14 protein-coding genes, 1 tRNA gene and 1 pseudogene are annotated in these 25226 nt (G+C 50.1%); 12 read left to right on the plus strand and 4 right to left on the minus strand.

The features are described 5' to 3' along the window. The first annotated feature begins 69 nt into the window (after positions 1 to 69). Positions 70 to 145 (plus strand) — tRNA-Lys (locus tag E5K02_RS01175). A 744-nt stretch (positions 146 to 889) separates the two neighbouring features. Here the strand turns inward: E5K02_RS01175 and E5K02_RS01180 are convergent. After that, a complete protein-coding gene (locus E5K02_RS01180) occupies positions 890 to 1975 on the minus strand; it encodes a PAS domain-containing sensor histidine kinase (RefSeq protein WP_135391480.1) in 1086 nt (361 codons plus the stop codon). A gap of 620 nt (positions 1976 to 2595) precedes the next feature. Between E5K02_RS01180 and E5K02_RS01185 the strand changes: the two are divergent. The 9 genes and pseudogenes from E5K02_RS01185 to E5K02_RS01225 form a co-directional block, all read left to right on the plus strand. Beyond that, a pseudogene (locus E5K02_RS01185) lies at positions 2596 to 2772 on the plus strand (sensor histidine kinase); the annotation flags it as partial. Positions 2773 to 3018: 246 nt separating this feature from the next. Beyond that, complete coding sequence (locus E5K02_RS01190; RefSeq protein ID WP_135391481.1) at positions 3019 to 6441, plus strand: PAS domain-containing protein; 3423 nt, start codon at positions 3019 to 3021, stop codon at positions 6439 to 6441. A gap of 36 nt (positions 6442 to 6477) precedes the next feature. After that, positions 6478 to 6912: a response regulator gene (locus E5K02_RS01195; protein ID WP_135391482.1), complete on the plus strand. Its 435-nt coding sequence runs from the start codon at positions 6478 to 6480 to the stop codon at positions 6910 to 6912. A 1111-nt stretch (positions 6913 to 8023) separates the two neighbouring features. Further along, positions 8024 to 9175, plus strand: coding sequence for a M50 family metallopeptidase (locus tag E5K02_RS01200; protein WP_135391483.1), 1152 nt, complete (start codon positions 8024 to 8026; stop codon positions 9173 to 9175). Positions 9176 to 9415: 240 nt separating this feature from the next. After that, positions 9416 to 9652 carry a class IIb bacteriocin, lactobin A/cerein 7B family gene (locus E5K02_RS01205; protein ID WP_167856236.1) on the plus strand — a complete coding sequence of 79 codons (237 nt, stop codon included), beginning with the start codon at positions 9416 to 9418 and terminating at the stop codon, positions 9650 to 9652. A 486-nt stretch (positions 9653 to 10138) separates the two neighbouring features. Beyond that, positions 10139 to 11296, plus strand: a complete 1158-nt coding sequence (locus E5K02_RS01210; protein ID WP_135391485.1) for an HlyD family secretion protein — start codon at positions 10139 to 10141, stop codon at positions 11294 to 11296. Positions 11297 to 12014: 718 nt separating this feature from the next. Beyond that, on the plus strand, positions 12015 to 14159 hold the full coding sequence (locus tag E5K02_RS01215) for a peptidase domain-containing ABC transporter (protein ID WP_135391486.1): 2145 nt from the start codon (positions 12015 to 12017) through the stop codon (positions 14157 to 14159). Between the two features lie 360 nt (positions 14160 to 14519). After that, positions 14520 to 17684, plus strand: coding sequence for a lantibiotic dehydratase (locus E5K02_RS01220; RefSeq protein ID WP_135391487.1), 3165 nt, complete (start codon positions 14520 to 14522; stop codon positions 17682 to 17684). Positions 17685 to 17876: 192 nt separating this feature from the next. Beyond that, positions 17877 to 18080 (plus strand): hypothetical protein, encoded by a 204-nt coding sequence (locus E5K02_RS01225; RefSeq protein ID WP_135391488.1) that lies wholly within the window; start codon positions 17877 to 17879, stop codon positions 18078 to 18080. 745 nt (positions 18081 to 18825) lie between these two features. Here E5K02_RS01225 and E5K02_RS01230 read toward each other — a convergent pair. Next, the gene (locus E5K02_RS01230) at positions 18826 to 19017 is read right to left on the minus strand and encodes a hypothetical protein (protein ID WP_135391489.1); all 192 of its coding nucleotides are present in this window, start codon (positions 19015 to 19017) and stop codon (positions 18826 to 18828) included. Between the two features lie 576 nt (positions 19018 to 19593). On the opposite strand from E5K02_RS01230, the gene E5K02_RS01235 reads away from it, so the two are divergent. Both E5K02_RS01235 and asnA read left to right on the plus strand, forming a co-directional pair. After that, complete coding sequence (locus E5K02_RS01235) at positions 19594 to 20304, plus strand: PD-(D/E)XK nuclease-like domain-containing protein (protein WP_135391490.1); 711 nt, start codon at positions 19594 to 19596, stop codon at positions 20302 to 20304. Positions 20305 to 20698: 394 nt separating this feature from the next. Continuing rightward, the gene (gene asnA, locus E5K02_RS01240) at positions 20699 to 21736 is read left to right on the plus strand and encodes an aspartate--ammonia ligase (protein ID WP_135391491.1); all 1038 of its coding nucleotides are present in this window, start codon (positions 20699 to 20701) and stop codon (positions 21734 to 21736) included. Positions 21737 to 21878: 142 nt separating this feature from the next. Here asnA and E5K02_RS01245 read toward each other — a convergent pair whose 3' ends face one another. Both E5K02_RS01245 and E5K02_RS01250 read right to left on the minus strand, forming a co-directional pair. Beyond that, on the minus strand, positions 21879 to 23723 hold the full coding sequence (locus E5K02_RS01245; RefSeq protein ID WP_135391492.1) for an endo-1,4-beta-xylanase: 1845 nt from the start codon (positions 23721 to 23723) through the stop codon (positions 21879 to 21881). A 363-nt stretch (positions 23724 to 24086) separates the two neighbouring features. Next, complete coding sequence (locus tag E5K02_RS01250; protein ID WP_135391493.1) at positions 24087 to 25100, minus strand: zinc dependent phospholipase C family protein; 1014 nt, start codon at positions 25098 to 25100, stop codon at positions 24087 to 24089. Positions 25101 to 25226 lie beyond the last annotated feature (126 nt).

The following is a 25226-nucleotide window of genomic DNA, read 5'->3' on the forward strand; positions in this document are numbered from 1 at the left end:
GAAAGTTAGGCAAAGGCATCTACTTTTGCATCCGCAATCAGGGAAGATAGTTCCTAAGTGCAAATAAACGATTCTGTAGCTCAGCTGGTAGAGCAATACACTTTTAATGTATGGGTCCTGGGTTCGAATCCCAGCGGGATCACCAACAACCTCGTTTGCGCAATGCAGGCGAGGTTTTTTTGTTATTGCGGGCTGTGCAAGCATCGTGTATTGTGGAAAATACTGGATGCGGTGGCAAGTGTGGGCAACTATCGGCAGTAGCCTGGTATGACAGGTGGTAAAGGGTATTTGGCACGTGTGAGCCCACCACTATTTCCTTACCTCATTATGCCGAATCGTCGCATCCATCCTTAGGTGCATATCAACGGCACCTCTTGTACGGGCAGGTAACAGAAGCGCCGATAGGGTGATGCACCCCTGTGGCCCCATTGGCTGGCCCTCGTTCCGGTGCTGGTTGGCCTTAGCTTAAGTAAGCATACTCGCTACTGAACAGGGAAACCCACCAGCTGGAATAGGGCCGCAGTTACCGGTTGCACCGAGTAGTAATAGCTATATTCTAGTACCACGGGCTGGTGCAAGGCAATCAGCTGGCGTTGGGCGACCGGCTGTGCCACGTGTTTAGTTCTTGCGTTTATTGAACGTCACGGTTAAGCTTGAGTCGTGCGCGCTGTTGCAAGAGGGCTTCTACTTACTCGGGGGCAAAAGGTGGTCAAGGGAGCAGGTATAAGCCAGGGTTCCAGCCGGCAACGTACGGGGAACCCCATAGTTGGGGCAGGCCAGCAGCGGCAACTGGTTTTCGGAGGCAGCCATAACCCGCGCAAGGTAGCTGCCGAGCGAAGGTTTGGGTGCGCAACACGTGCTGCTGGCCTGCCTTATAAGCCTTCAGATTCTACCCCTCCAGGGTAGGCAATTCAATGAAGAAAGTGGCCCCCTGATTTTCGGCACTGTCGAACCAGATGCGGCCGTCGTGCAGCTCGACGATGGTTTTGATGATAGACATACCCAGTCCCGTCGTCTTTTCCCCGCGCAAGCCAGGCCGCCGCGCTTTGGTGAAGCGCTCAAACAGGATGGGATGGAGCTGATCGGCAATGCCGATACCATTGTCGCGGACGGTCACGAGTACCTGGCCCGGCAGCGGCTCGATACCTACTTGGATAACCCCGTCGTCGTGGGTAAACTTGATGGCGTTGCTGAGCAGGTTATTCATTACCTGCATGAACTTGTTCTCGTCCAGCTGTACGTAAATCGGCACCTGGGCCGGAGCGAAGACGAAGTGCTTGGCAATATGCCGCTCCGAGCGTTGGTATTCTTCCATCATGAAGGCCAGCTTCTCGACCAAGTCTACCCGTTCCCGCTTCAGCTCCACATTCACCGACTGCATAAACTCGTCATCCACAAAGTCGCGGATCAGGTTCACGCCGTCGGCGCAGGTGGCCTTCATAACACCCAGCATCTCATTGAGCCTGGCGTTTTGCAGGGGTTGCACCTGCTCCAGGAAGTAGTCGCCCATCTGCTCGAGTAGCGTGAAGGGGCCTGCCAGGTCGTGGGAGAGAATCTCCAGCGTGGCGTTCTTCTTGTTGTTGAACTTGTTGGCGTTGGCTATACTCTCCTTGGAAGCTGTGGTGTCGGTAAGAAAACCGCCGAGTTGATGCGGGTCGTTCGCCTGTTGCTCCAGGTGAGGCGTCAGGCACAGCCACTGCTCCGAACCGTCAGGCCGCAGCAGGCGAAACTCCACCGCTTCCGGCAGTTCTCCCTGGCTCCAGTGCTGGACCTGCTGCCGCAGATACGCTATATCCTCCGGGTGCAAGCGGGCTAGCAGGTCAGGCAGCTCGGCATTAACCTGCGCAGGGTTTCCGCCCAGCACGGTATGATACGCCTGATTGACGTAGGTGACTTGGTGGCTGTCGAGGTTATAAACGAAAAAGAGCTGAGAAGCTTCCTCGATAAAACGGGTAAAAAAGTCGGGCAAAGGCATGGGGGAGTGGTTTGCGAGAAGCTGTTCGCAGAAAGAAGAGGTCGTATGTAATAAAAGTGCTAGGGCCGGGCGGGTACATCAAAGTAAAGCGCAAGCCACGATAGAACTACCCTGACGGGGCGTCGTTCCCGGCGTCAAAATCTTTTCCTGAGAGCCCGTCATAGCAAGCCTACGAAGTTCCGGGGCTCCTGGACGGATACAGCGGACATGGAGTTAAAATAAGCCGGAATCATTTGGGCCTACCGCATGCCTATCCAGTTGATTCCTGCCGATAGCGACTCTCAGTACCTGCCCAGGTGCTGCGAGCAAAGCTTGCAACGAACGGATGCACAGCTTAGTTTGCGGGAGCAGCTGGTTCTGTCGCGGGATTCAGTGTTTTCCATAGTGTGCTGCCGTTGTACTTACCTCGCATCCTGAAGTGGCTTTGGGCGGCAGCTAAACGCGCTACGCTTTTCAGCCTGCAAGGCCAACTCCTGTGGGCAACGACAGAACCTAACGGCACCGGTAAGAATTGACCCGTGTCGAAGGCTCGTCCCTTCCCTATATACCCATACTGCTAAGCTCCGCCGCGCGACTAACTTCGCCGCCGTATTTAGGGACCAGGCGGAAGCCAGCCCCGCTTATTTGAGCGCTTTACCAAGGCCCGGCGGCCCGGCTTGCGCGGCGGGCCAACCAGAGGTCTGGGGCTGGCGCTCTGCAAGACCATCGTGGACTGGCACGGTGGCACCCTCTACATCGCTAGTGCCGAAGGTCAGGGCACAATGGTAACCATTGAGCTGCCGCGGGCGTCGGCATAGCGCTGTCCTTACGAGTAAGGCATTCGTGGCCGTGAGAAAACAGCGAAAGGTCTCAAGTAGCCCCGGTAGGCGGGCTTTGCTTTGGCCTAGCACCTGCCGGGACGTGCATATCCGTTCGGCAACAAGCTGTTCGTCTACATTCCAGGAAAGTAATCTTAAAAACTGGCCCAAACCACGTCCGTATAGTTCGTTACCAGCGGGGCAGTATCGCCGTAGTTTCACGGTCTGTACTTCTCGTACTTCTCTATGCCTCCTACGCCGCCAGCTGCTGACAGCCCGTTCAAAGCCTTCTTTGATCTTTCGCCTACGCCGGCTCTTCTGTTGGAGCCCGTCTATGACGCAGCGGGCGAGGTGGTTGACTTCAGCTTCTTTCACCTCAACCCGGCCGCGCAACACCTGCTCGAGTTGCCCGCCCAGCCCAGGTTTTCGTACCGGAGCCAGTTTGCCGATGGGGAAAGCAGCCGGGCATGGGCGCTGCTACAACACACGTTCGGCACGGCCTCTCCGGCGGAGAGCAACGCGAGTAATGGGGCCTTCGGTCTGGACAATACCTATCAGCTTCGGATAGAGCGAGCAGCCGACCAGTTGTTGGTTCGTTTTACGCCTGACCCGGCGGTGCCCGGCGTAGTGCCAGAGGAAGCCCAAGCGTTAACGCAGGAGCTCGTAGCCGCGCATCAGGAACTAGAAACGGCCCTCACGCTGGTGGAGCGGGCCCGGGCCGAAGCCGAGCTGCAGCGCCAGCAGTTGCACAGCGTGTTTGAGCAGGCCCCGGCCATGATCTGCCTCTTGGCCGGGCCACAGCACGTGTTCCAGTTTGTCAACCCGCCCTACCAGGCCCTGGTGGGCAACCGGCCCCTGGTAGGCAAACCCATTGCCGAGGCCATGCCCGAACTGGCCGGCCAGCCCATCTTCGACTTGCTCGACCAGGTTTACGCGACGGGCGAAACGTTCTACGCACATGAAATGCTCGTGCAGCTCGACCACCAGAACGAGGGGCTCCAGGAGTTGGAGAAGCGTTACTACAACTTCATCTACCAAGCGCGGCGGGATGTGGCGGGCGTAATTGACGGCATCCTGGTCTTTGCCTACGAGGTTTCGGCGCAGGTGCTGGCGCGGCAGCAGGCTGAAGAGGCCCACAAGCAAGTACAGGCGCTGAATGAGGAATTGGCCGCCATCAACGAAGAATTGCAGGCCGCCAACGAAGAGTACTCAGCCGCCAATGAGGCTTTAAGCCAGGTGCAGCAGGAGCTCGTGGCCCTCAACCAGCAGCTCGAAGCGCGGGTATCGGAGCGTACCCGCCAGATTCAGGAGCAAAGCGGCCGCCTGGAGCGCCTGATTAAGGAAGCCCCCGCTGCCATTGTCGTGCTAGACGGGCCGGAGTGGGTAGTCGAGCTGCTAAACCCGGAGTACGAAGCTCTGTTTCCCGACCGGAACCTCGGGGGAAAGCCTATTTTGGAGGGGCTGCCGGAGCTCGTCGAGGGGCCCGGCGCCGCGCTGCTCCGCCAGGTGTATGAAACCGGGGTGACCTTCGAGGGCCGCGAAGTGCTTATGCCCTTTGCCCGCCCCGGTGGTGACGAGCTGGAAGAGCGCTACTTCGACTTTATCTACCAAGCCCGCCACGACTCGGCCGGCCACATTAATGGCTTGGTCGTGTTCGGCTTTGAGGTTACGGACAAGGTGCGGAGCCGCCAGCAGGCGGTGGCCCTGCAAGCGGAGCTGCTAGCTGCTGCCGAGCGCCAGGTGCAGGAGCGCGAAACCCTCTACCAGGTCTTTGCCATGACTCCCGCGGCCATTTGTATTCAACGAGGCCCGGAGCACCGCTATACCTACGCCAACCAGGCCTATTATGACTTTTTCCCCGGGCGGCCGCTGCTGGGCCGCTCCGTCGCCGAGGCCTTGCCCGAAACGGTGGAAAGTGGGGTAGTGGACTTGCTGGACCACGTGTACCGCACCGGCGAAACCTATTACGGCAACGAGCTGCCCCTGCTCATCGCCCAACCCGATGGCTCGTTGCGGCAGATGTACTTTACCTTTACCTACCAGGCCTACCGGGAAAACGGCCAGATTGTGGGCATTTCGACCTTTGCCTACAACGTGGCCGAGCAGGTAGAGGCTCGTCAGGAGCGCGACGCGTACCAGCAGCAGCTACAGGAACTCTTCCTGCAAGCCCCGGCGCCAATTGTTATTCTGGATGGCCCGGAGCTGGTATTCCAATTGGTGAACCCGGCCTACCAGCGCATTTTTCCGGGGCGGGAGCTGGCCGGCAAGCCCCTGCTCGAAGCCCTGCCCGAGTTGGTCGGCACCCCGATTCCGGACCTGTTTCAGCGGGTATATCAGACCGGGGAGCCGGTTACGGTGCGCGAGTTACCGCTGATGATGGCCCGCTACGAAGGAGCCCCGCCCGAAGAAATCTACTGGACCTTTACCTACCAGGCCCGCCGCGACGGACAAGGCCGCATTGATGGCGTGCGCGTCTTTGCCCACGACGTGACCGAGCAGGTGCACACCCGGCGGCAGGTAGAAGCTACCGCCGAGCGGCTGCGCCTGCTGACCGACGCCTTGCCCGTACTCATTAGCTACGTCGACCGGGAGCGGCGCTATCAGTTTACCAACGAAGCCTACCGGACCTGGTTCAACCAAAACCCGGCCGCCTTGCTCGGGCGGCCGGCCCGGGAGATTATCGGGGAGGAGGCGTATGCCGTGGTGGTGCCCTACATGGACCGGGCCCTGGCCGGGGAGCGGCTGTCTTTTACCGCCCGGATGCCCTACCGAGAAGACTTGGTGAAGTATATCCAAACGGACTATATTCCGGAGGTGCGGGCGGGCGAGGTCATTGGCTTCTACACGCTCGTAGCGGATATTACCGAGCAGGTGAAGGCGCGTGAGCAGGTACAGGGGCTGAATGAAGAATTGGCCGCCATCAATGAGGAGTTGCAGGCCTCCAACAAGGAACTGCTGGTAACTAATCAGCAGCTAACCCGCACCAACATCGATTTGGATACCTTCATCTACACCGCCTCCCACGACTTAAAGCAACCCATTGCGAATATCGAAGGGATTCTGCTGGCCCTGCGCGAGCATCTGCGGGAGATAGAGCCCCTGCAGAACGATGTCCTGGTCGCGCAGTTGCTGGGTATGCTGCAGCAGACGGTCACGCGCTTCCAACTCACTATCACCCAGCTCACGGATATTACCAAACTACAGCTAGCCCATACGGGTCCCGCCGAGGCCGTCGAGCTAGCCGCCGTGGTCGAAGAAGTGCTGCACGACCTGGCCCCGGCCATCCAGGCTGCCAAGGCCGAGGTAGAGGTAAAGGTGCCGCCGGGGCTGCTCGTCTCCTTTTCCCCGGCCAATCTGCGCTCTATTGTCTATAACCTGCTCAGCAATGCGGTGAAGTATCGCTCGCCCGACCGTCCTGCGCGGGTGTGGGTGCGGGCCGTGCGCACCGACCAAGCCGTCCTTTTCACCGTACAAGACAATGGCTTAGGGGTGAGTGAACTGCAGCAACGCCAACTTTTCGGGCTCTTTCAGCGGCTCCATACGCATGTAGAAGGCACGGGCGTAGGGCTCTACATTGTTAAGCGCCTGCTGGAAAACGCCGGGGGCAGTATCACCATCCACAGCCAACCCGACGCGGGCGCCACGTTTACCGTATCCTTTCCCGGCTAAGGCCCGCAACCTTTCTATTCCTTTTGTATTCTCTGTATGGCCCTGCTTTCCAGTGTGCTGCTTGTTGATGACAATAGCACGACGAATTTCTTACATAAACTGCTGCTCGACAAGATGGGGGTGAGCCAGCAGGTGTTTGTTGCGGAGAATGGGGAGCAGGCGCTGCGTGCCCTGGTTCAGTTATGCAGCAACAACGAAGAAGCCACTTGCCCGCAGCTTATTTTCCTGGATATGAACATGCCCGTGCTCAACGGCCTGGGCTTTCTGGAAGCTTACACCCACCTGCCCCTGGCCCAACGCCAAGCTATTGTTATCGTGATGCTCACCACGTCGCTGCACGAGCGGGATATGGCCCGGGCCCGCGAACTGCCCGTTGCAGGTTTTTTGACCAAGCCCTTAACCACGGAGAAAGTAAAGGCGCTGCTCGCCCAGCATTTTCCCTTGGCTGCCTCTAGTGAGGGAGGGGCGTAGGGCCCGCTACGAGTTGGCTCGGCGGCAAAGCGCGGCCGGCAGTGGCAACGGCAATATTCATTCCGTGTGGAGTCGTCAGGTCGTCTGTAAGCCATTAAAGCCGTTGTGGTCCCTCTCGTAATCCTGCTTATGGCTTGTGATAAAAGCGACGAAGGCGCGCTCCGGCGCTTCCAACGCTTTTTGTTGACCAATACCTATTCCGTAGATAGTGCGGTATTAAGTTGCTTACTCAGTGGTGGCTAGCTCGTATAAGGCCCGGCGCTTGCCCTGTTACAGCTGCTGGTAATACACTTAAGGCAGCATGCAAGAAATGGCGGCCATAGATTTTCGGTGGGGAGATATGCGGGAAAAGGCTGACCGGCAGCACTGTCCGCGTGAGGAAGGAAAACGAGAAAGGTGAGAAGCAAGTGTTGCCGCACGTGAGCTACTAGAGCGTTCGGTGCAAGGAGCCATTAATTACCCCTTGTTTGTACAACCGGGGTAGCAGGCAGTCGGGGAGTAAATAGCCTCAACTGCTCCGGGCTGGCACATTGCATGTCACGTCGAGCAGTGGCGTTGGTGAAGCCGCACACCTTCCGCAGGTAGTCACGTTCCTCGATGAACAGCACGTTTGTGCCAAGGGCCGCGCCAGCAGTGGTTTTGAGACCCGTGTGGGAGAGGATGCCATTAAGGGCAGCTGGGTACATTTAATAGGTGCCCTAGGCAGGGCCGATGGCTTCGGTACTACTGGCCGAATAATGTTGTTGGGCGCATCGTCCTCGTGTCGCCCAACTATAAGTGTGAATTGTTGCCACGCGTAACAGTTAGCTGTGCATCCTGCTACAATACGGTCAGTCGTAGTCTCAGCCTTTTTCCTTCAATAACGAGTAATGTAACCTTACTGGGGCGCCTGCAGAACTAGTTTGCGGCTTGCGCTTCACGCACCTGGCCACGGTTGCGGCTTACGCTTATTTACTGACTCCTAAGCCCATTACTAGCCAGCCCTATCCCACATGACTCGACTTCTGAGCTACCAAAGCGGAAGCAAGCCGCGTCATTTAAAAGTAGATCTGTAAATGTGCTAGTAATTTCTTAGACTTATGCTTCTATAAGCTTATGTGTTATATACTAGATGAAAACGTTATTCAGATTTATCGTGGCGGCGCTCCTCTTTCTGCTGAGCGTGGGCGTGGGCAGAGTAGCCCGTTCATATGCCGCAACTCCTGGGAAATGGCCCCTGTGGCAGGTAGGCTTGGTTTTATTGCTGCTGCCTCTGGCTTGGATGCTTGCCGTATTGGTACATGAGCTAGGCCATAGCCTGGCAGGCCGATGGCAGGGTTTTCGGTTTCAGTGGCTTGTCGTTGGTCCTTGCAAGTGGCAGCAGATAAAGGGTCGGTTGCATTTTTGCTGGAACACTAACCTCGGTATGGCTGGCGGTATGACACTCAGTGTGCCGCTGGATGGGCATGATCTACGCCGGCGTTACATTATCTATAGTGCAGCAGGACCATTGGCTAGTTTAATGTGGGCAGTTCTGGCGTTAGGAATTCAAGCGCTTTTGCCTGCCTCTGTCCAGACACAGCCTAGTAGTATTGGCCTGGCGATGAGTGGCGCAGTTTCCCTGCTGCTTGCTTGCTTCACGTTAGTGCCTGTCCACTCCGCGGGCGTTGCTAGCGACGGAGCAAAGGTGCTGAAGCTGTGGCGCAATACTCCGGCGGGTCAGCTTGAAATAACGCTACTTTCCGTTGTAGGACGCTCCGTGGCAGGCGTGCGCCCACGCGAGTTGCCCCTAGCTGACCTTGAAGCCGCCGCCAGCTTACCCTTTTCATTGTCTGCTAAGCTCTACGTATACCATTATCTATACTTGGCGGCTCTCGATAAAGGTCTTGTTGCCAAAGCCGGCTACTATCTGTCGGCTTGCCGACAAGATATTGCTCAAATACCTGTTGCCATGCATAGTGCTATATGGCTAGAGTCGGCGTTCTTTGCGGCGGCCTATGAGCACGATTTGTCAGCCGCACGGGCATTCTTGGCACGGGCAAGCCAGTCCTCTCTTACTCCCGCCGATGTACTTCCCCGAGTGGCTGCCGCCCAGGCTCGCTTAGTTGGTGATGCCCCCAGTGCGAGTATTCAAGCTCAGCTTGCTTTACGTCAGCTACACTATAACATTGACAAAGGCAGTTGTCGCTTTTACGCTGATTGGCTGAACGGGACGGTGCAATGGGCCGCTCATCTGCAACACAGCAACTCTCAGATAAAGAAGAACGAGGCAGTACCTCACTAATTACATATGTATTCTAGTGTTTCGTTTAAATAAGGTCGAAAGCGCAGAAATCCATAGTGTAAATCTATACCTGCTAACATATTTAATTACTGACGAGGTGGCGGCCTGTGAAAATATTTATGACTACCTGTCACTAAGCAGTAAATAATTAGTTAAGCTGTTACTTGAAAAGTTATATAAATTATTTTTTTTTTAAAAATCGCTCAAAAGTTTTGGTTTCATTTACTTCATCCAGTATGTTTGATACATCCATTCACCATTACAAAAAACATTATGAACAATTTATCACAAGTTCACTTCGGTGGACAAACCGCTCTGTTTGAAAAGCGTGCTATCGTTGAATTGTCTCTTGACGAGATGATGCAAATTGATGGTGGTACAACCCCAGCTTGTGTAGCTGTTGGCGCCACTGCTGCTATTTTCTGGACTGGTGTTCAGATTGGTCGCGCAATTTACGACGCAACTCACGCTGACTAAATAAATACTTGGCCTATACCAGAAGCAATATCTGGTGATAAAATGGTCAATGTGTTGTGAGTATTATTATTAAAAGCGGATGCTGAAAAGCTTTGATAGAGTAAGCGTTAAGAATACTTAAATTACAATCCTGTGAACTCAAATTACACTTTCGCCCCTGCTACCGAATCAATGTTCGAATCGCGTACTATTGTTGAGCTGTCTGAACTCGAGATGATGCAAATCGACGGTGGCACGACTCCAGTATGCGCTGCTGCTGTGGCTTCGTCAAACTGGTGCATCGCTGGCGGCGTACTGCTGGCAGGTGTTGTAGTTGGCTACTTCGCAGAAGCTAACTAATACCTTACTGGTACTAGATTATAAAAGAAGCACTGCAAGCAACTTGCAGTGCTTCTTTTATAATCTAGTATTGCGTAAATGATAAATATTTTGTAAGTTCAGGTCTTAAATAAACTATGTTATCAGTCTTTTTAAATTAGGCTTGTTATGAATAACAAACATATACCTGAATTAGATGATATGAAGAATAACCAGTTTGGTTATTTACAGAAATTGTCTCGACCTTCCAATGCATTTTATAATTTTATTCTAATTACAGTTATTTTAATAATTATAGCTCTGCCATTTATCTCGATAGAAGTAACTACGTCATCGCCTGCCTCTATACAAACCAACAAGCATCAGCAGACTATCTACTCGCCCTTATCTGGTAAAATAGCGACTCTTAAAATAGAGAATAACCGTCCAGTTAAAAAAGGGGATACCCTTCTTGTATTAGATGATGCTCATATCATAAACGAAATAGAGCTATTAAAGGATAGGAAGGCAGTTATTGAGCAAAATATGCACGATATCACAATCCTACAGAATAACCTGAAGGATGTGAGGCCACTAATGTTGTATACAACACAATATCAATCACAGTATGCTCACTACATAGAGCAAAAATCCTTGTTGTCAGCAAAGTTTGACAATGCAGAACGCGCCTATTTGCGTTATTCAGATCTATTCAAACAAAAAGTCATTCCCTCAAGTGAATACGAAAAGTATGAGTTAGATCATAAGCAAGCGCAGATCGACCTCAAGATTCTTGAGACAACCACTCGGTCTCAATGGCAAACGGATAAATATTCTCTGCGGCAAGAGCTTGACAATCTAGCCGTAAGAGAAGCCCAGCAGCGAGAACTACTTACTAAGAGCGTAGTTGTTGCAAATATGTCCGGCACAGGGTACAACGCCGAAGGCATTCAATCAGGCACTTTCGTGCAGGGAGGACAGAAGATTGCAGAAATAATACCGGACAATGATTTAATTGCAATCTGTTTGATTTCACCAAAGGATATTGGATTCATCAAAGAAAATCAAAAGGTCCGCTTGCAAATAGATGCTTACAATTACTATGATTGGGGAACAATCAATGGATCAGTTTTAGAAATAGTAAAGGACGTAAGCATTGTAGATAACCAACCCTTCTACGTTGTTCATTGCAAAGCTGACAAAACATTCCTAACCCTAAAAAGCGGATACAGAGGTAATCTGCTTAAAGGAATGACTGGAAGAGCTAATTTTGTTCTAACAAATAGAACCCTATGGCAGCTTTTGTTCACTAACATTAATGAGTGGCTGGATCCAAAGCAGGATTAGATCATGGCCCCCGTCTAAGCATGAGTCTGGGACAGGGTGTGTTTTAAGATATTATATATCAAATTGTTATATACCCCTGTAGAGCTATGCAAAACTTTACAGGGGTAATTTTTTATGCGGGGGCTAGCAAGTGCTTTTATGAAGCAGTACTGATATTAACGGTGCTCAGCAGGGCGCCACTGCCAGGCTGACATTGTTTGAGCTCGATGCACACTATTGTTACTCGAGCCAGTAATTGGGCTCTGAATACACCAGCTTAGCATACATACAAGAGAATACGACAGGAATGAGTATATTTTATAGATTATGCTACCGGATAACTTATCCGCATTTAGGTAATAGGCTGTTAATTAGGTGGTTGTATTGAATGTGGTAGAAGGCTAAGATGACTCAAAAAAAGTGATCAATACTTCCTTATAATAGTGTATAAATTGCCTATCCGATGTATATTTGTCTATATATAGCTGCTGCAGCTGAGCTATTCATTGGCTCTGTGTAGTATCTTGTACTATTCTTATAATACAATTTAGGGTACTTTTAAGCTTTTTCGAATGACTAACGACTATTATAAAGTTCGCCCTTCCAGTAGGCCTATTTAGGCTTCACCCACTATTATTGCTTTCGCTTAAGCTTTTGTTAGACCTAGCAAAAGATCTAAGCGCTGTTATAATCATTATTTATTTTATCATATTTTGCCTGCTATCAGGCTTGCAACGTTATGGGAGTTAAGATAAAACAACACGATCCTATGGATTGTGGGGCTGCTGCTTTGGCAAGCGTTTGTATCCATTATAAGTTACAAATTCCAATAGCTCGTGTCAGGCAGTATGCTAACACAGATAGAAGAGGCACAAATATGCTGGGCCTCATCGAGGCCTCGAAAAAACTAGGGTTTGCTGCCAAAGGAGTTAAAGCTTCAATAGCAAACCTCTCTGAGGTACAAATGCCTGCTATAGCGCACATACTGGCGCAGGGAAAGTTTCCTCACTATGTGGTAATTTATCATGTAGGATCTAAGTACATTAAAATCATGGATCCGGAGTCTGGGGAGTTTAAAAAACTCACGCATTCCGAATTTGAGGAAGAGTGGAAGGGGTTGCTCGTGATTCTTTCACCTGATGATACTTTTAAAGCGGGCGTTGTCGGTGTATCCAACAGGGTGAAATTGTTTTCTCTCCTCAAACCAAACACCGGCAGTCTGATACAAATCATCATTGGTGCCTTGTTGTATACACTTCTGGGTATTACAACTTCCATATATATAGGTAAGATAACTGATTTTGTTATTCCAAACGATAATAGGAATCTAATGAATTTAATGAGCACGGCCATGCTCATGATAATTATAATTCAGCTTATTGTTGGCTTGTTCAGAAATATACTGAGTATGAAAGTAGGGCAAATTCTTGATGCTCGATTAATACTCGGATACTATAAGCAACTGTTGAAATTGCAGCAAAGCTTTTTTGATAGCATGCGGGTAGGTGAAATTTTAAGCCGTATAAATGATGCGGTTAAGATCCGTTCCTTTATTAATGAAGTAGCGGTGAATTTTTTTATCAATATTTGCATCGTTGTCTTTTCCTTTTTGCTTATGTATACATACAATTGGAAAATGGCATTGATGATTTCGACTTGCATTCCATTTTATGGTGGGCTTTTTTTTATTTCAAATAAATTGAATAAAAAAAGCGTTAGGACTGTGATGGAGAAGTCAGCTGACTTAGAAAGTCAATTGGTGGAGAGTATTAATGCAATGGAGACTATTAAGCAATTTGGATTAGAAGAGTATTCAAATCTTAAAACTGAAGAGAAATTCATTTCCCTGTTGAATAATTTGTATAAAGTAAATACTAATAATATATCATTCTTCTTTGCAGGGGATGCTTTCGCAAGGATTCTGACAGTCGTGCTTTTTTGGGCTGGGACTTACTACATATCAAAAAATGTATTAACCCCTGGTGAGCTATTCTCTTTCTATGCATTGATTGGCTTCTTTACTGGTCCTATCGAGTCATTAGTCAATTCTAACAGACAAATTCAAGAAGCATCAATTGCAGCCGATCGTTTGTTTGAGATTATGGACTTAGAACAAGATGAGAAGCAAATTAATAAAATAGAGCTAACCCCAGAGCTTATGGGTGATATTCGCTTCGAGAATGTTGGGTTTAGATATGGATCTAGAGCTAAAATTTTTGAAGATATATCATTTGTTATTCCACAGAATAAAATAACAGCTATCATTGGTGTTAGTGGTTCTGGTAAGAGCACTATTTTAGGTTTGCTCCAGAAATTATATCCAGTTGGTTCAGGTAAAATATTCGTAGGTGACTGCGACTTGCAAAATTTGTCGAATCAATCATTGCGGTCAGCAATTAGTGTTGTGCCTCAATCTATTGTTCTATTTGCTGGGGATATTTTTGAGAACATCACGATTGGCGATCCTAAACCTGATGTTCATAAAGTTATAAAAGTGTGCCGTCAGCTTCGTATCTCTGACTTTATTGAGTCACTTCCTAACGGCTATCATACTTATATTGGGGAGAACGGTACTACATTATCAGAGGGACAACGGCAGCGTATTGGTATTGCCCGTGCTCTTTACAGAAACTTTGATATTCTGCTAATGGACGAAGCTACTTCGTCATTAGATGGTTTCAGTGATTCCTACGTTCAGGACATCATCCAAGATCTTAAGGAGGAGAATAAAACGATTGTAATTATTACACATAAATTGTCGTCCATTACCCATGCTGATCAGATAATTGTTTTAAAAGACGGTAAAATTGTGGAGCAAGGAACGCACGAAACATTAGTCAATTCACAAAGCTATTACTATAGCCTGTGGAAGAACCAGATTTAGAACAATGCTTGTCTTTTCGGTGTGCAGAAAAGATGGGTAAGATAAGCCTATTGTCACTGTTGGCGATACTTGGTACAGACGACACTGTATAGTGACACTGAATATTAATCGTGTTAACCAGGGTGCTTTATAGCAAATCTAAGAACCGGCCAAGAAGTGCAGTAAGCAATTGCGATTGGGGGTAAGCAAAGCGTCTTACAAGTCACCATCACTGAGTGGGTTATTACTGGCCAACACGAATTATATTACCTACTTGTATAGATTTGCCAATATTTATATAGTACAGAATGCCATAGCTCTTAGCTGCCTATTACGAAATACATACGATTCAACTATTTTAACGCTCAAAGCTAATAAGATATGAATAACGTTCCATTAGAGTTTATTGATGAGGTTATTGTTCGATCCCCTGTGTATACCTATAGGGAGAAAATTAACTCTGAAGATGTTCTTGTGTTGCTTGAAGATAGCTTCTTTATGGAGGCTATTTACATAGCATCACCTTTGTTGCATGATGAGTGTGTTAAGCTTAAGGAAGGTCGAGTAAAAACTTCAAAGGAGAAAACAAAGATTGTAAATAGTCTATACCGGTATATCACTCGGATGACGACCAGAAGTACCCCTTTTGGCTTATTTTCCACGTGTGGAGTAGCTATTTGGGGTGATTCCGAAGGGAAGGAAACGCAAGAAATCCAGAGAAGCCGAGCAAGGCATACTCGGCTTGATATGCATCTTCTGTACACTTTAGTTACACCAATACTACTTCTGCCTGACGTGCAGAAGCATTTAAAATACTTCCCCAACAGTAGCCATTACACCATTGGAAGTGAAGTTCGATACATCGAGTACACATACAAGTATGGGCTAAGAAAATATAAAATATCTGGTGTCACTAGGAATAAATATATTGATATAATACTTGGGAATAGCCGCGGTGGTCTCTCTAGAGGGCAAATGGTTGGCCTCATTACTGCATGCGCAATTAGCAGGGAGCAAAGTGAACAGTTTGTTGATGATTTAATCCAGTCGCAATTGTTGGTCTCCGACTTTGAGGTCGCTCTAACAAGTAAAGTAGACTTTGCAGAGCAAATTCAGAAACATCTACAAGAATTATATGATGCTTCCGGAAGCCCTGAAATTCACGTTGCGTTGAATGTTTTTTCAGAAATTATTCAGGATGTAAAAAATCTTGATCATAATAAAGTTAATGATGTTCGTCTATATAGGAATATCATTCAAAAAATGCGGAGTATTAATCCCCGCATTGAAGAAAGTAAAGCATTTCATATTGACTCGTATCAGGTAGGTGCAAAGCCTGTGATTGAGAAGAAGCACCAGGATGAGCTAATAGAGCTGTTGCAATACCTCAAGAGTTTGAATGCTGGGGCACGGGATGTAAACGATCATCTTGAATCATTCAAGAAAAAATTTGTACATCGATATGATTCACAGGCCATTCTTCTGGCTGATGTCCTAGACAATGATTATGGTATAGGCTACCCGATAAATAAAAGGGCAGGCTCCGCACCCTTGGTGGATGACATACCATTCAATGTGAAAGTCCGGGATTCACATTTCCGCCTTGATGCGAAGGAAAAATGGCTATTGACAATTCTCAGAGAGCGTGAAAATAAAGATGCCTACAGCATTGCTTTGGATAAGCAAAAGCTGCCAACATACAACCAAGATGACTCGTTCCGAGACGTTCCTGCTACACTTTCGGCAATGTTTCGTCTGCTGAACGATGAGGATAAGTCTATTCTATTTGAGGGTTTTTTTGGACCGTCAGGTGTTTCTGTCCTAGGGCGTTTTGCCCATGGCAATCCGGAAATAGGCAATATTGTTGAACGAGTTGTAGCCGCTGAGGAGAAGGCACTAGAAAATTGTGTGTTTGCTGAGTTGGTCCACATGCCTGATAACAGAATAACGAATATTATCAAGCATCCAGTGTTCAGAAAGTATGAGATTCCATACCTAGCCAAGTCTTCCGTCGAAGATGATTTTACAATTGGTATAAATGACCTCTTTGTTAAAGTTGAGAATAATGAAATTATATTGTTCTCCAAGAGGCTGAATAAGAGGATTATACCTTGTAAAAGCCATATGCATAATCATTATACTAATTCACTGCCTTTGTATCACTTTCTGGGTGATTTGCAAAGCCAAGGCATGGATAGAAGTATAAACTTTACCTGGGGAAGCTTGATGCAGCTGTACTCATTTCTGCCTAGAGTAAGCTACAAGAACATGATTGTCTCACCAGCCATGTGGTACCTCAATCAAAATGTACTCGAGCAGTTGAGCTCAGCAAGCTCGGATAGCCTTTTGACGCAGATAGAGCTGTTGAGAGAGCAATATAAACTGCCCGTGCAGGTTCTATATTCAGAAGGAGATAATGAACTGCTGGTTGATTTTTCAAACCTTACTTCCGTGGAAGTATGGCTAAGCTTGGTTAAAAGCAAGAAAGCAGCTCTGTTAAAGGAATTTTTGTGGGCCAGTAACACGCAGGAGCATAGTTATTTACATCAGTACATTGCGACGCTTGTGACTACCGAGAAACGCACATTCAGCACTCCCATACTCAGTACTTGTACCACGGAATCGGTTGCCGAAGTGCAGCGAGACTTTCCTATTGGTAGCGAATGGCTGTATCTCAAATTATATTGTGGTCCAGGCTCAGCAGATATACTGTTGTCTAAGCTTATAACGCCACTGGTGAAATCCGTCCTGCAGCAAGAACTGGTGGACAAGTGGTTCTTTATCAAGTATAGAGACCCTGAATTCCATATTCGCTTGCGTCTGCATCTGAAGGATGCCTCGGACTCGCTTAAGGTTTTGGCGCTATTGCAGCAGGGTATTCAGCAATCCCGGGACTGCGACTTGATCTGGAAAATTCAGCCTGAGACATATAGCCGGGAAATCGAGCGATACGGCAGCCGTACTATGGAGGTATGCGAATCCGTATTCTTTATCGACAGTGCGGTAACGGTTGAACTGTTGAATGCATTCAGCGGCGATAAAAACGAGGTGTTAAGATCAATCTGGAGCTTACGGCTTATCGACGATATCCTGAACGCATGTGGCTTTGCTCTTGAGCAAAAATCAGCATTTGTGGAGGTTGTGAGAAAGAGCTTTCAGCAGGAGTTTGATACAAATAAGCACTCGATGAATAGTATTAATGCAAAATATACTACGTATAAAGCATTGATACAGGAGGTGATGAGTGAAGGAAACAGAAGTAAACATGCTCAGCTAATGCAGCTGTTAGACTGGAAGTCCAACGCATTAGCGCCGTTGATGCAACATGTAATGCGCCTTCATAACGATAAGTCGCTGGAAGTAGATCTTTTTCATCTGTTGTCCAGTATCATCCATATGATGCTCAATAGGTTGATTACGCATAAAGAGAGAACCCATGAGTTGCTTGTTTATGAGTTTCTACATAAGTTTTATACTACGCAACGGTATGTGAACAAAGTGAGTTCAAGTGTATTCCTTCATACAGAAGCAGAAGCTATGCTGTAAAATTCGATAGAACGAATTCTACTTCCATTGGCATCTAAATATTTCAGTAATGGTGGAATTATGCAAAAAGAATAATATTTTTATGGATTGCTTCTTGCTCAGCATACTGACGATACGTGAAGTTCGGAAAGTGCCAGTTAAAGCCGTAAATAAAATATTGTAGCATAATTTAATCATCTTAACTAGAGTTTTATGAAAGGATTTATTGAAGTTTCCTATGACAATGGTAAGAAGCGTGCAGCTATAGCAATTAGCTCTGTCATTACTATTAAGGATACTGCTAAAGGAGAAACGAGTATTACCTTATTTGAAACATCGTTGGGTGGTGAGAGCGTAACTTTGCGCGTGAACCACACTTATGACGAAATTATGGCACGAGTAAGCGAGGCTGTTTAATAAAAGCATACACTGAGTGTCTGATGCGGGTGTTGAGCGGACCACCCTGGATTCGTGGTCGGGCTCGATAAGGGTGCTGCAGCCAGTGCAGGTGGGGTGAGGGCTGAGCCACGTACTAGGGACTGCTCTGTAACTTTACTAGGCACAGTCTTTTGCTTTTCCCAGGTAGGCTGATAACTAATCACTGCCAGCAACTGGCCTGCTACCTGATGACGTGCCGGTAGTCAGCTCAACAAAAGCCCCAGCCCGATTAGGCTGGGGCTTTTGTTGAGCTGACTACCCTGTTTTGTGTATTGGTAACTTTGCTCCAGTAACCTTGCATGATGTTAGCTAGCCTTGCCTCCATAACTTTTAGCCTCTAGTTCTCGCCCTATAGATTACTCTTAAATTATTACAAATACTTACTAGTTATTGCATTCGCAACTAAGGTGCTGTAGAAAGAGCGGAAAAGCCCTACTAAAGCAGCCGCTGAGGAAACCTCACGAGGTTTCCATTTTCGAGGTTTTCTTGGGTAGTTACTAGGCTGGCATTTAGAATAGAGCGCAGAGTGTAGCCTGAACGACGCAGCGCCTTTAAGCAATGGTGGAAATCCCCTCCCGACTGTCATGTTACGTTAACAGTATAAGTGGTCTAGACTTACTGTATCACTTCTTTTTAATTAGCAGCAGAGTCTGCTCTAGCAGCTCGCTAGAGGAACCACCAGAGCAGCTGGCCAAACAATAAGTTGTCTCAGACAAGGCGTGGGTTAATCATCTTCCGTGGTGGTATGCTCGGCGGGGTAGCCTGCGGCAAGCAAAGTTCGCTTGATCATTTCCCAGTCGGGAACGGAGCCGGTTGCCGAGGTTACCCGGGCCTCACCGGGTACTAGTTGGTCGACTATTAACTGCTGGTCCTGAAGCAAGGCGCGTACCTCGGCTAAGCTGGCAGGTTCTACCATAGCGGGCAGCTGAATCCTATACCGGACGACCTGTGTATTATTGGAGGCTGGGTTGGGGTCTGGAGTTCTCATAGCAGTAAGAAATGATGAATGGTTGAGGTGCAAGAGTTGCGCGTACGGCAGGTTCTGGAGTAGGCTCTGAAAGACCTCCTCAAGGAATATACCCTGCCACAGCAGACTTCGTTGCTTTGCAGCTCGTGCTGCTGCTGCTGCCGGTCAGGGTACGGTTTAGCTGGGACGGCCCGCATGGTACAGTAGTGTTGGGCTTGGTTCATAAGCCTTCAGGCTTTGGCAGGTTTTGCTAGGGGTAGGATGGCCACATAGCAAAAGCAGACTGGCTTTTTCCAAGCAGTCAATCTTGGGTGAGCGTGGAGCAGGCCAAGTCTTATTCGTTACGGATAATCCAGGTCATACCACAGGCAGCGAAGCAATAGGTATCTGCACCTGTAGCCTGCCAGCTTTTTAGGTGGTACACTGACAGCCTCACACCTAGCTTGGCGTGGTAAGGACTCTATTCAACAAAATATCGTAAGTATACCGGGACATTGTAGTGCTTCCCGTTGTTACCTATACTCTATGTCTACAACCGATTCTTTTCGGCGGCCCGATCTGCTGCGCCTGCCTTACGACGATTATCGTGCTCTGCCCGCCATTGCCAACTCGGATTTGTCGCGCCTGCGCGACGCGCTGAATGGGCGTTATCAGAAGCCGTCCTCGATGGCTGGGGCCCTAGGCTTGGGTACTGCCTTTCATACGGCTCTGCTCGAGCCAGAACTCTACGAAGCCGGGCAGCCCGGTATTAACGACTCGCTGGTGTGGTGGATGGTGGAAGGAGTGAAACTAAATCCCTACCTGAGTGACCTGCTGGCTAACGGGGTGCCCGAGCCCAGTTGCATCTTCACCGAGCCCACAACCGATACAGTGTGTAAGCTGCGGGCCGACTTGGTTGCCCCCGATACCGACCGGGGCTATACTATTATCGATTTCAAAACGACCATGGCCCGCGACTACAGCCATTTTTTGGCCCAGTGCAGCGGCTATGACTACGACCGGCAAGCTGCTTTTTACCTCGATGCCCTCCGTGCCGACCGGTTTCTACTTGTCGGGGTTCAGAAAGTAGAGCCCTTTAGCTTGTTCACCGTAGAGGTGCCTGCTCATATGCTGGAGGAGGGCCGGGCCAAGTACTTGCGGCTGCTACACCTGCTACAGCCCGATGCCCAAGTACCCAGCTATATGACCGAGGCCGTGCGGGATGTGCGCGAAGGGATGTCTAGTGACCGTGAATAGCTGTTTTGCTACACTAACACACGTTAGGTAGAAAAATAAAGATGAAAAATAAATCACTAGTTTTTATCCAGTATTTGGAAATTTGAAATATTGTTTTCTATTTGACAAGGCAAATACAACTAGCGCAAGCCATGCAACTGCTCAACAACGTGCTTTTCAATAATAACTCGAATAATAATTTGTTCGAGACCGGAAGGCTGTTGTTCATATAAAGGAAAAAGAACAACAATTTGATTGAAGCCTTCCATCATTCGGAAGGCTTTTTTTTTTGCCTTTGCTGCCCGAACGGGCCTTTCTCGAAAATAAAAAACTGCCTGTAAGGCGGCTGGCTGCTTATTGCCTTTTGCGTCCTAAAACTGCCATTTTCTACTTCACTTCATAACCCTTTTTACGTATGGAAACTGCCATCGCCACTGCCCGCACCCTCACCCCGGCCGAACTGCTCAAAACCGAGGAAGCCATCAGCTTTGTCAAAGACTCTTTTGCCCGGGAATTGAGCCGCCAGCTGAACCTGGTAAAAGTATCGTCGCCGATTGCCGTGCTCGACGGTACCGGTATCAACGATGATCTGAACGGCATTGAGCGCCCCGTGCATTTTCCCATCAAGGCTCTGGATGAGCGGCGGGCGGTAGTAGTACACTCCCTGGCCAAGTGGAAGCGTCTGCGCCTGCAGGAGCTGGGCATCGAGCAAGGCAAAGGTCTGCTGACCGACATGCGCGCCCTGCGGCCCGATGAAGAGTACAGTCCGATTCACTCTATCTACGTGGACCAGTGGGACTGGGAAAAGCACATCAGCCCCGAGCAGCGAACTATTCCTTACCTCCAAGCTACTGTTGAAAAAATCTACGGAGCACTGAAAGCTGTGGAGCAGCAAGTAGCCGAGCAATACCCTGAGATTGAGCCGGTACTGCCCGAGGTCATTACGTTTCTCTACGCCGAAGAGCTGCTACAGCGCTACCCTGACCTGACGCCCAAGCAGCGGGAGCACGAGGCCGCCAAGCAGTACGGTGCTATTTTCCTGATGGGCATTGGCGGAGAGCTGAGCCACGGCGAAATCCACGATGGCCGCGCCCCCGACTACGACGACTGGAGCACCCAGAACGAAGCCGGCCACTACGGTCTGAACGGCGACATCGTGCTCTGGCACCCCGTACTGGAAACTGCGTTTGAAGTGTCGTCCATGGGTATTCGGGTAGATAAAACGGCCCTGACGCGGCAGCTGGAGCTGCGTGGCTGCCCCGAGCGTAAAGACCTGCACTTCCACAGCCTGCTGCTTGCCGACAGCCTGCCCCAAAGCATAGGCGGTGGTATTGGCCAGTCGCGGGTGTGCATGTTTATGCTGCGCAAAGCCCATATCGGCGAAGTGCAAGTCAGCATTTGGCCCGAGGCGGTCCGCCAGGAATTAGCGGCTAGCGGAATAGAGCTGCTCTAATAAAAAATCCCTAAAACAAGAATAGCCATGTATATTATTTACACGGCTATTCTTGTTACTAATTGATATGTAGTTTAAGTAGTGATAATGCGCTTCGTGTCTTTAAAAAGTAATCAAACTTTAGACGGGTTTCGGGTCGTTGTTATTTAATCATCAGCTTCTTTGAAGCCACTGTCTTGCCGTCTAGCAGCTGTACTACATAGATGCCGGGCCGTAAATTTAACTTCATGTCAACGGCAATTTGATTGTGCAGAGTTGCTTCCTGCACTACTTGGCCCCGAATATCTAGTACGCGAATCGTGTTGATGTGCGCAATGCCTTTTAACGTAAATGAGCCGTTGGTAACCGGGTTCGGGAACAGACTAATGGCTGCGTTATCGGCCTTGGTCGTGCCCAGCGTCGTGGACTTTACGTAGTTCTTGAGCCACACCAAAGCGGCCCGCTCCGTGTTGTCTTCGTTGACCAGTTGAGCGCCCTGGGCGGTGCGCCAGTGACCGGGGCGGTAGCCCCACATGGTAACGCCTTTAATAGCCGGATGTTCCCAGAACACGGGAAACACGCGCTGGTACTCAGCCAGCTGCACTTGGTCGTCAAGCTGGTTCTGGGCATTTACGCCGTCGATGTCCAGCTCAGTAATATAAAGCGGCAGGCCGGCTGAGGCCAGCGTATTCAGGTTAGCCGTTAGCGACGCGGCGGGCGTGTTGCGGGTCGAGAAGGCATGGCCCTGGATGCCGACCACGTCAATCAGGTTGCGGGCCTTAAGCAGGTTAACGATGCCCAGGTACTGCTGGGCGCTGGTAGCCGTGTTTTCGACGCTGTAGTCGTTTAGCATCAGCTTGGTAGTCGGGAAGTACTGCCGGGCCAGCTGAAAGGAGGTAATTATCCAGTCCCAACCCGTAGTGCCGTTGCCGCCCAGGGCGTTGAGGTAGTTGCCGCCGCCGCTGTTGGGTCCCGGGGGCTGGTGCAGGGGCTCGTTCACTACTTCCAGAAAGTCGATGGCGGGGTAGCGCTGGGCCACGGCGGCATACCACTGGTTGATTTCGGCCAGCTGCTCGGCGGCGGGCAGCGTGGCAATCCAGGTGGGCTGCTGGCTGCCCCAGATCAGCACGTGCATGCGGAAGGGGTAGCCGTTGTCCTTGGCCAGCTTGTAGGCCGCGTCCAGCTCGGTCCAGTTCATCACGTCGCGGGTGGCTTCCACGCTGCCCCACTTACCCGCGTTTTCGGGTACTACCTGGTTCCAATAAGCCGTGAAATTAGCTAGTTGCGGGGTGCTGTGTACGCCACCCAGAAACTTGGGCTTGCCCGTCGCCATCGGCGGCCCCACCGGCGTGAAGGGTGGGGGCGGGGGATTGACCGAGCCCTGCTGGCCGTTGTCGAGGTTGGTAACGGTGAAGTACAGGCCCGTAGTACCAAAGACAACCTTGTCGATGTCGAACCCGTCTTCCCGGGCTCCAAGCTGGAAGGTCTGCGTCAGGTTGCCGGCCGTGATGGTAAAGGAAATCGGTGTTTCGGCGCCGCCAATCTTGGACATGTTTACCCACTTCCAGACATTGCTCTGGGCCGAGCCGGCGCCATCGACCACCTGAGAGCCAATTGTATAGCCCACGCCGGCTACCTGATTGATGGTAATCCAGTCGTTGTCGTTGGCCGGCGACTTAGTACCGAATCCATTGCCGTAGTAGAAACTGTCGTCGTTGGCCGCGCCAGCGCCTACCCGCACGCGGGCGTACAGGTCGTAGGTGCCGGGACCCGGAAAAGTGACGGTGTAGGTGGCCACGCGGGCCGCGGTACCCGGGTTCTGGGCCGCAATAGTAGCGGTGGGAACAACCGATATGTACTGCACGCTGTTCTGGGTAGCCGTAGTCCAGTCGGCCCCGAGTGTGCCCGACTCGGCTTGCTGAAGTACCGGGGCATTTTGGGCCTGCACCGTGGCCAGGCTGGCCCATAGTAAGACTACGGACAAGTAAGAGGGTCGATTTTTACGCATGTGGGAAGAAGGGAAGGTTAGAAAATGGGATTGGCGAGAGAATAGCAAAAGTCATATTTGACCACTCTCCGATGCTAAAAATAGAAGCTTACACAGCTGAATTGATGTCTCGTAGAAGGCCCCGATAGCAGATAAACTATGCAATCGATTATGCAATCGGTTTCGGTAGGTCAAGGCTGCGTGTAGGTGATAAAATAGTTGCTTAGCACAGAAGTGAGTAAACACTTACCCGAGCGGCAACGCCCAAAAGGAGGAGGTGTTAATCACAAAAAAGCCTGCTTACCCTCTCCCAAGTGGGAGGGTAAGCAGGCTACTGAGGGCGTAGCATACTACGCCAGGAACTCGGGAGTTCCGATCTAGAGCTTAGAACTCCATGAAGGAGGAAAAGTCGACCAGTTTGCCAGTTTGGAGCAGTTTGAGTTCTTCTTTTAAGTTGGCCTGGCTGCTCTTGGTTGTATACTCGGTGTCGAGCTTGGTTAGGTCGGGCTTGCCAGCATTCACCCAGGCCGTGTACCAGAAGTTGGCCGCCGCCTGCGCCGCGGTGCGCAGCTGCCGTTCCTCCATGCGTTTCAGGGCCTTGTGGAAGCCTTCGGTGTAAGCTGCCGTCCGCACACTGCTGTTAAACACATTCTTTTTTACCTGGCCCTGGGCGTCGGTTTCCAGCATGTTGGTCGTGCCCATTTCGGTTTGCAACTTTTTCTCAACGGCCAGCAGCGTATCGGCCGAGGCGTGACTTTGGGCAATGATACGCCAGGTTTCGGCCACCGGATCCTGAATCAGCTGGGGCTCTTTGAGCTTGAAGTTGTAGCTCTTGCCAAACTTCTCCACCATCTGCGACTCGTAGAACGCGTGGATGCCTTTCTGACCGGTCAGCTGGCCGTCGTGGTTCTGCGACGTGTGCAGAGGCTGAGTCGCGTCGCCAAGGTAATGACCCAGGTCGGCCGCAATGAAGAGAATATCTTCCTTCCGGCCGTTTTTCATGGCCTGGGTCAGCTTGCCCAGCATGTCCTGAATAAACCAGGGCAGGCGGCCGTTTTTGTCCAGGAAAGCCGGCTCGTACTTGGCGTAGGCCTCGGTCGAGGTCTGGGGCAGCTGGCTGATTTGGTCGCCGTAGTGTTCCAGATCGATAAAGTGGCGGGGGCCTTCGGCTTTGTCGCTGAGCGTGTACTTGCGCAGGTCGGGCACTACCGACTCCTGCACCATGAAGTCGACGTGGTTGTAGAAGAACGTGCGCATCGCTGGGGGCAGGGCCAGCACGGCGGCGCGGTTGATTCGCTCGTGGCCCCAGGTTCCCCAGGCAAAGAGGATGGAGGGTGTTGTCAGAAACAGGGCCGTGACGGAAAGCCAGCGGCGGGCACGACGATAAAAGTGCTGCATTGCGGTGAGATTGAGAACAGACAAGATGGCAAATGTCTGGGCTTTCAGGTCAGGAAAAAAGTGTAGGAAAGCGAAAAAATCCAGATGCGCCTTTCCTGCAACCAGGGTCCAATTTTGTGTAAGCAA

It is taken from the genome of Hymenobacter metallicola (genome assembly GCF_004745645.1).
Lineage (GTDB): Bacteria > Bacteroidota > Bacteroidia > Cytophagales > Hymenobacteraceae > Hymenobacter > Hymenobacter metallicola.

What these genes read in the sequence shown, in the direction of transcription:
- E5K02_RS01180 (WP_135391480.1), bottom strand. Translation starts at nt 1,975, where the DNA reads ATGCCTTTGCCCGACTTTTTTACCCGTTTTATCGAGGAAGCTTCTCAG.
- E5K02_RS01190 (WP_135391481.1), top strand. Translation starts at nt 3,019, where the DNA reads ATGCCTCCTACGCCGCCAGCTGCTGACAGCCCGTTCAAAGCCTTCTTT.
- E5K02_RS01195 (WP_135391482.1), top strand. Translation starts at nt 6,478, where the DNA reads ATGGCCCTGCTTTCCAGTGTGCTGCTTGTTGATGACAATAGCACGACG.
- E5K02_RS01200 (WP_135391483.1), top strand. Translation starts at nt 8,024, where the DNA reads ATGAAAACGTTATTCAGATTTATCGTGGCGGCGCTCCTCTTTCTGCTG.
- E5K02_RS01210 (WP_135391485.1), top strand. Translation starts at nt 10,139, where the DNA reads ATGAATAACAAACATATACCTGAATTAGATGATATGAAGAATAACCAG.
- E5K02_RS01215 (WP_135391486.1), top strand. Translation starts at nt 12,015, where the DNA reads ATGGGAGTTAAGATAAAACAACACGATCCTATGGATTGTGGGGCTGCT.
- E5K02_RS01220 (WP_135391487.1), top strand. Translation starts at nt 14,520, where the DNA reads ATGAATAACGTTCCATTAGAGTTTATTGATGAGGTTATTGTTCGATCC.
- E5K02_RS01225 (WP_135391488.1), top strand. Translation starts at nt 17,877, where the DNA reads ATGAAAGGATTTATTGAAGTTTCCTATGACAATGGTAAGAAGCGTGCA.
- E5K02_RS01230 (WP_135391489.1), bottom strand. Translation starts at nt 19,017, where the DNA reads ATGGTAGAACCTGCCAGCTTAGCCGAGGTACGCGCCTTGCTTCAGGAC.
- E5K02_RS01235 (WP_135391490.1), top strand. Translation starts at nt 19,594, where the DNA reads ATGTCTACAACCGATTCTTTTCGGCGGCCCGATCTGCTGCGCCTGCCT.
- asnA (WP_135391491.1), top strand. Translation starts at nt 20,699, where the DNA reads ATGGAAACTGCCATCGCCACTGCCCGCACCCTCACCCCGGCCGAACTG.
- E5K02_RS01245 (WP_135391492.1), bottom strand. Translation starts at nt 23,723, where the DNA reads ATGCGTAAAAATCGACCCTCTTACTTGTCCGTAGTCTTACTATGGGCC.
- E5K02_RS01250 (WP_135391493.1), bottom strand. Translation starts at nt 25,100, where the DNA reads ATGCAGCACTTTTATCGTCGTGCCCGCCGCTGGCTTTCCGTCACGGCC.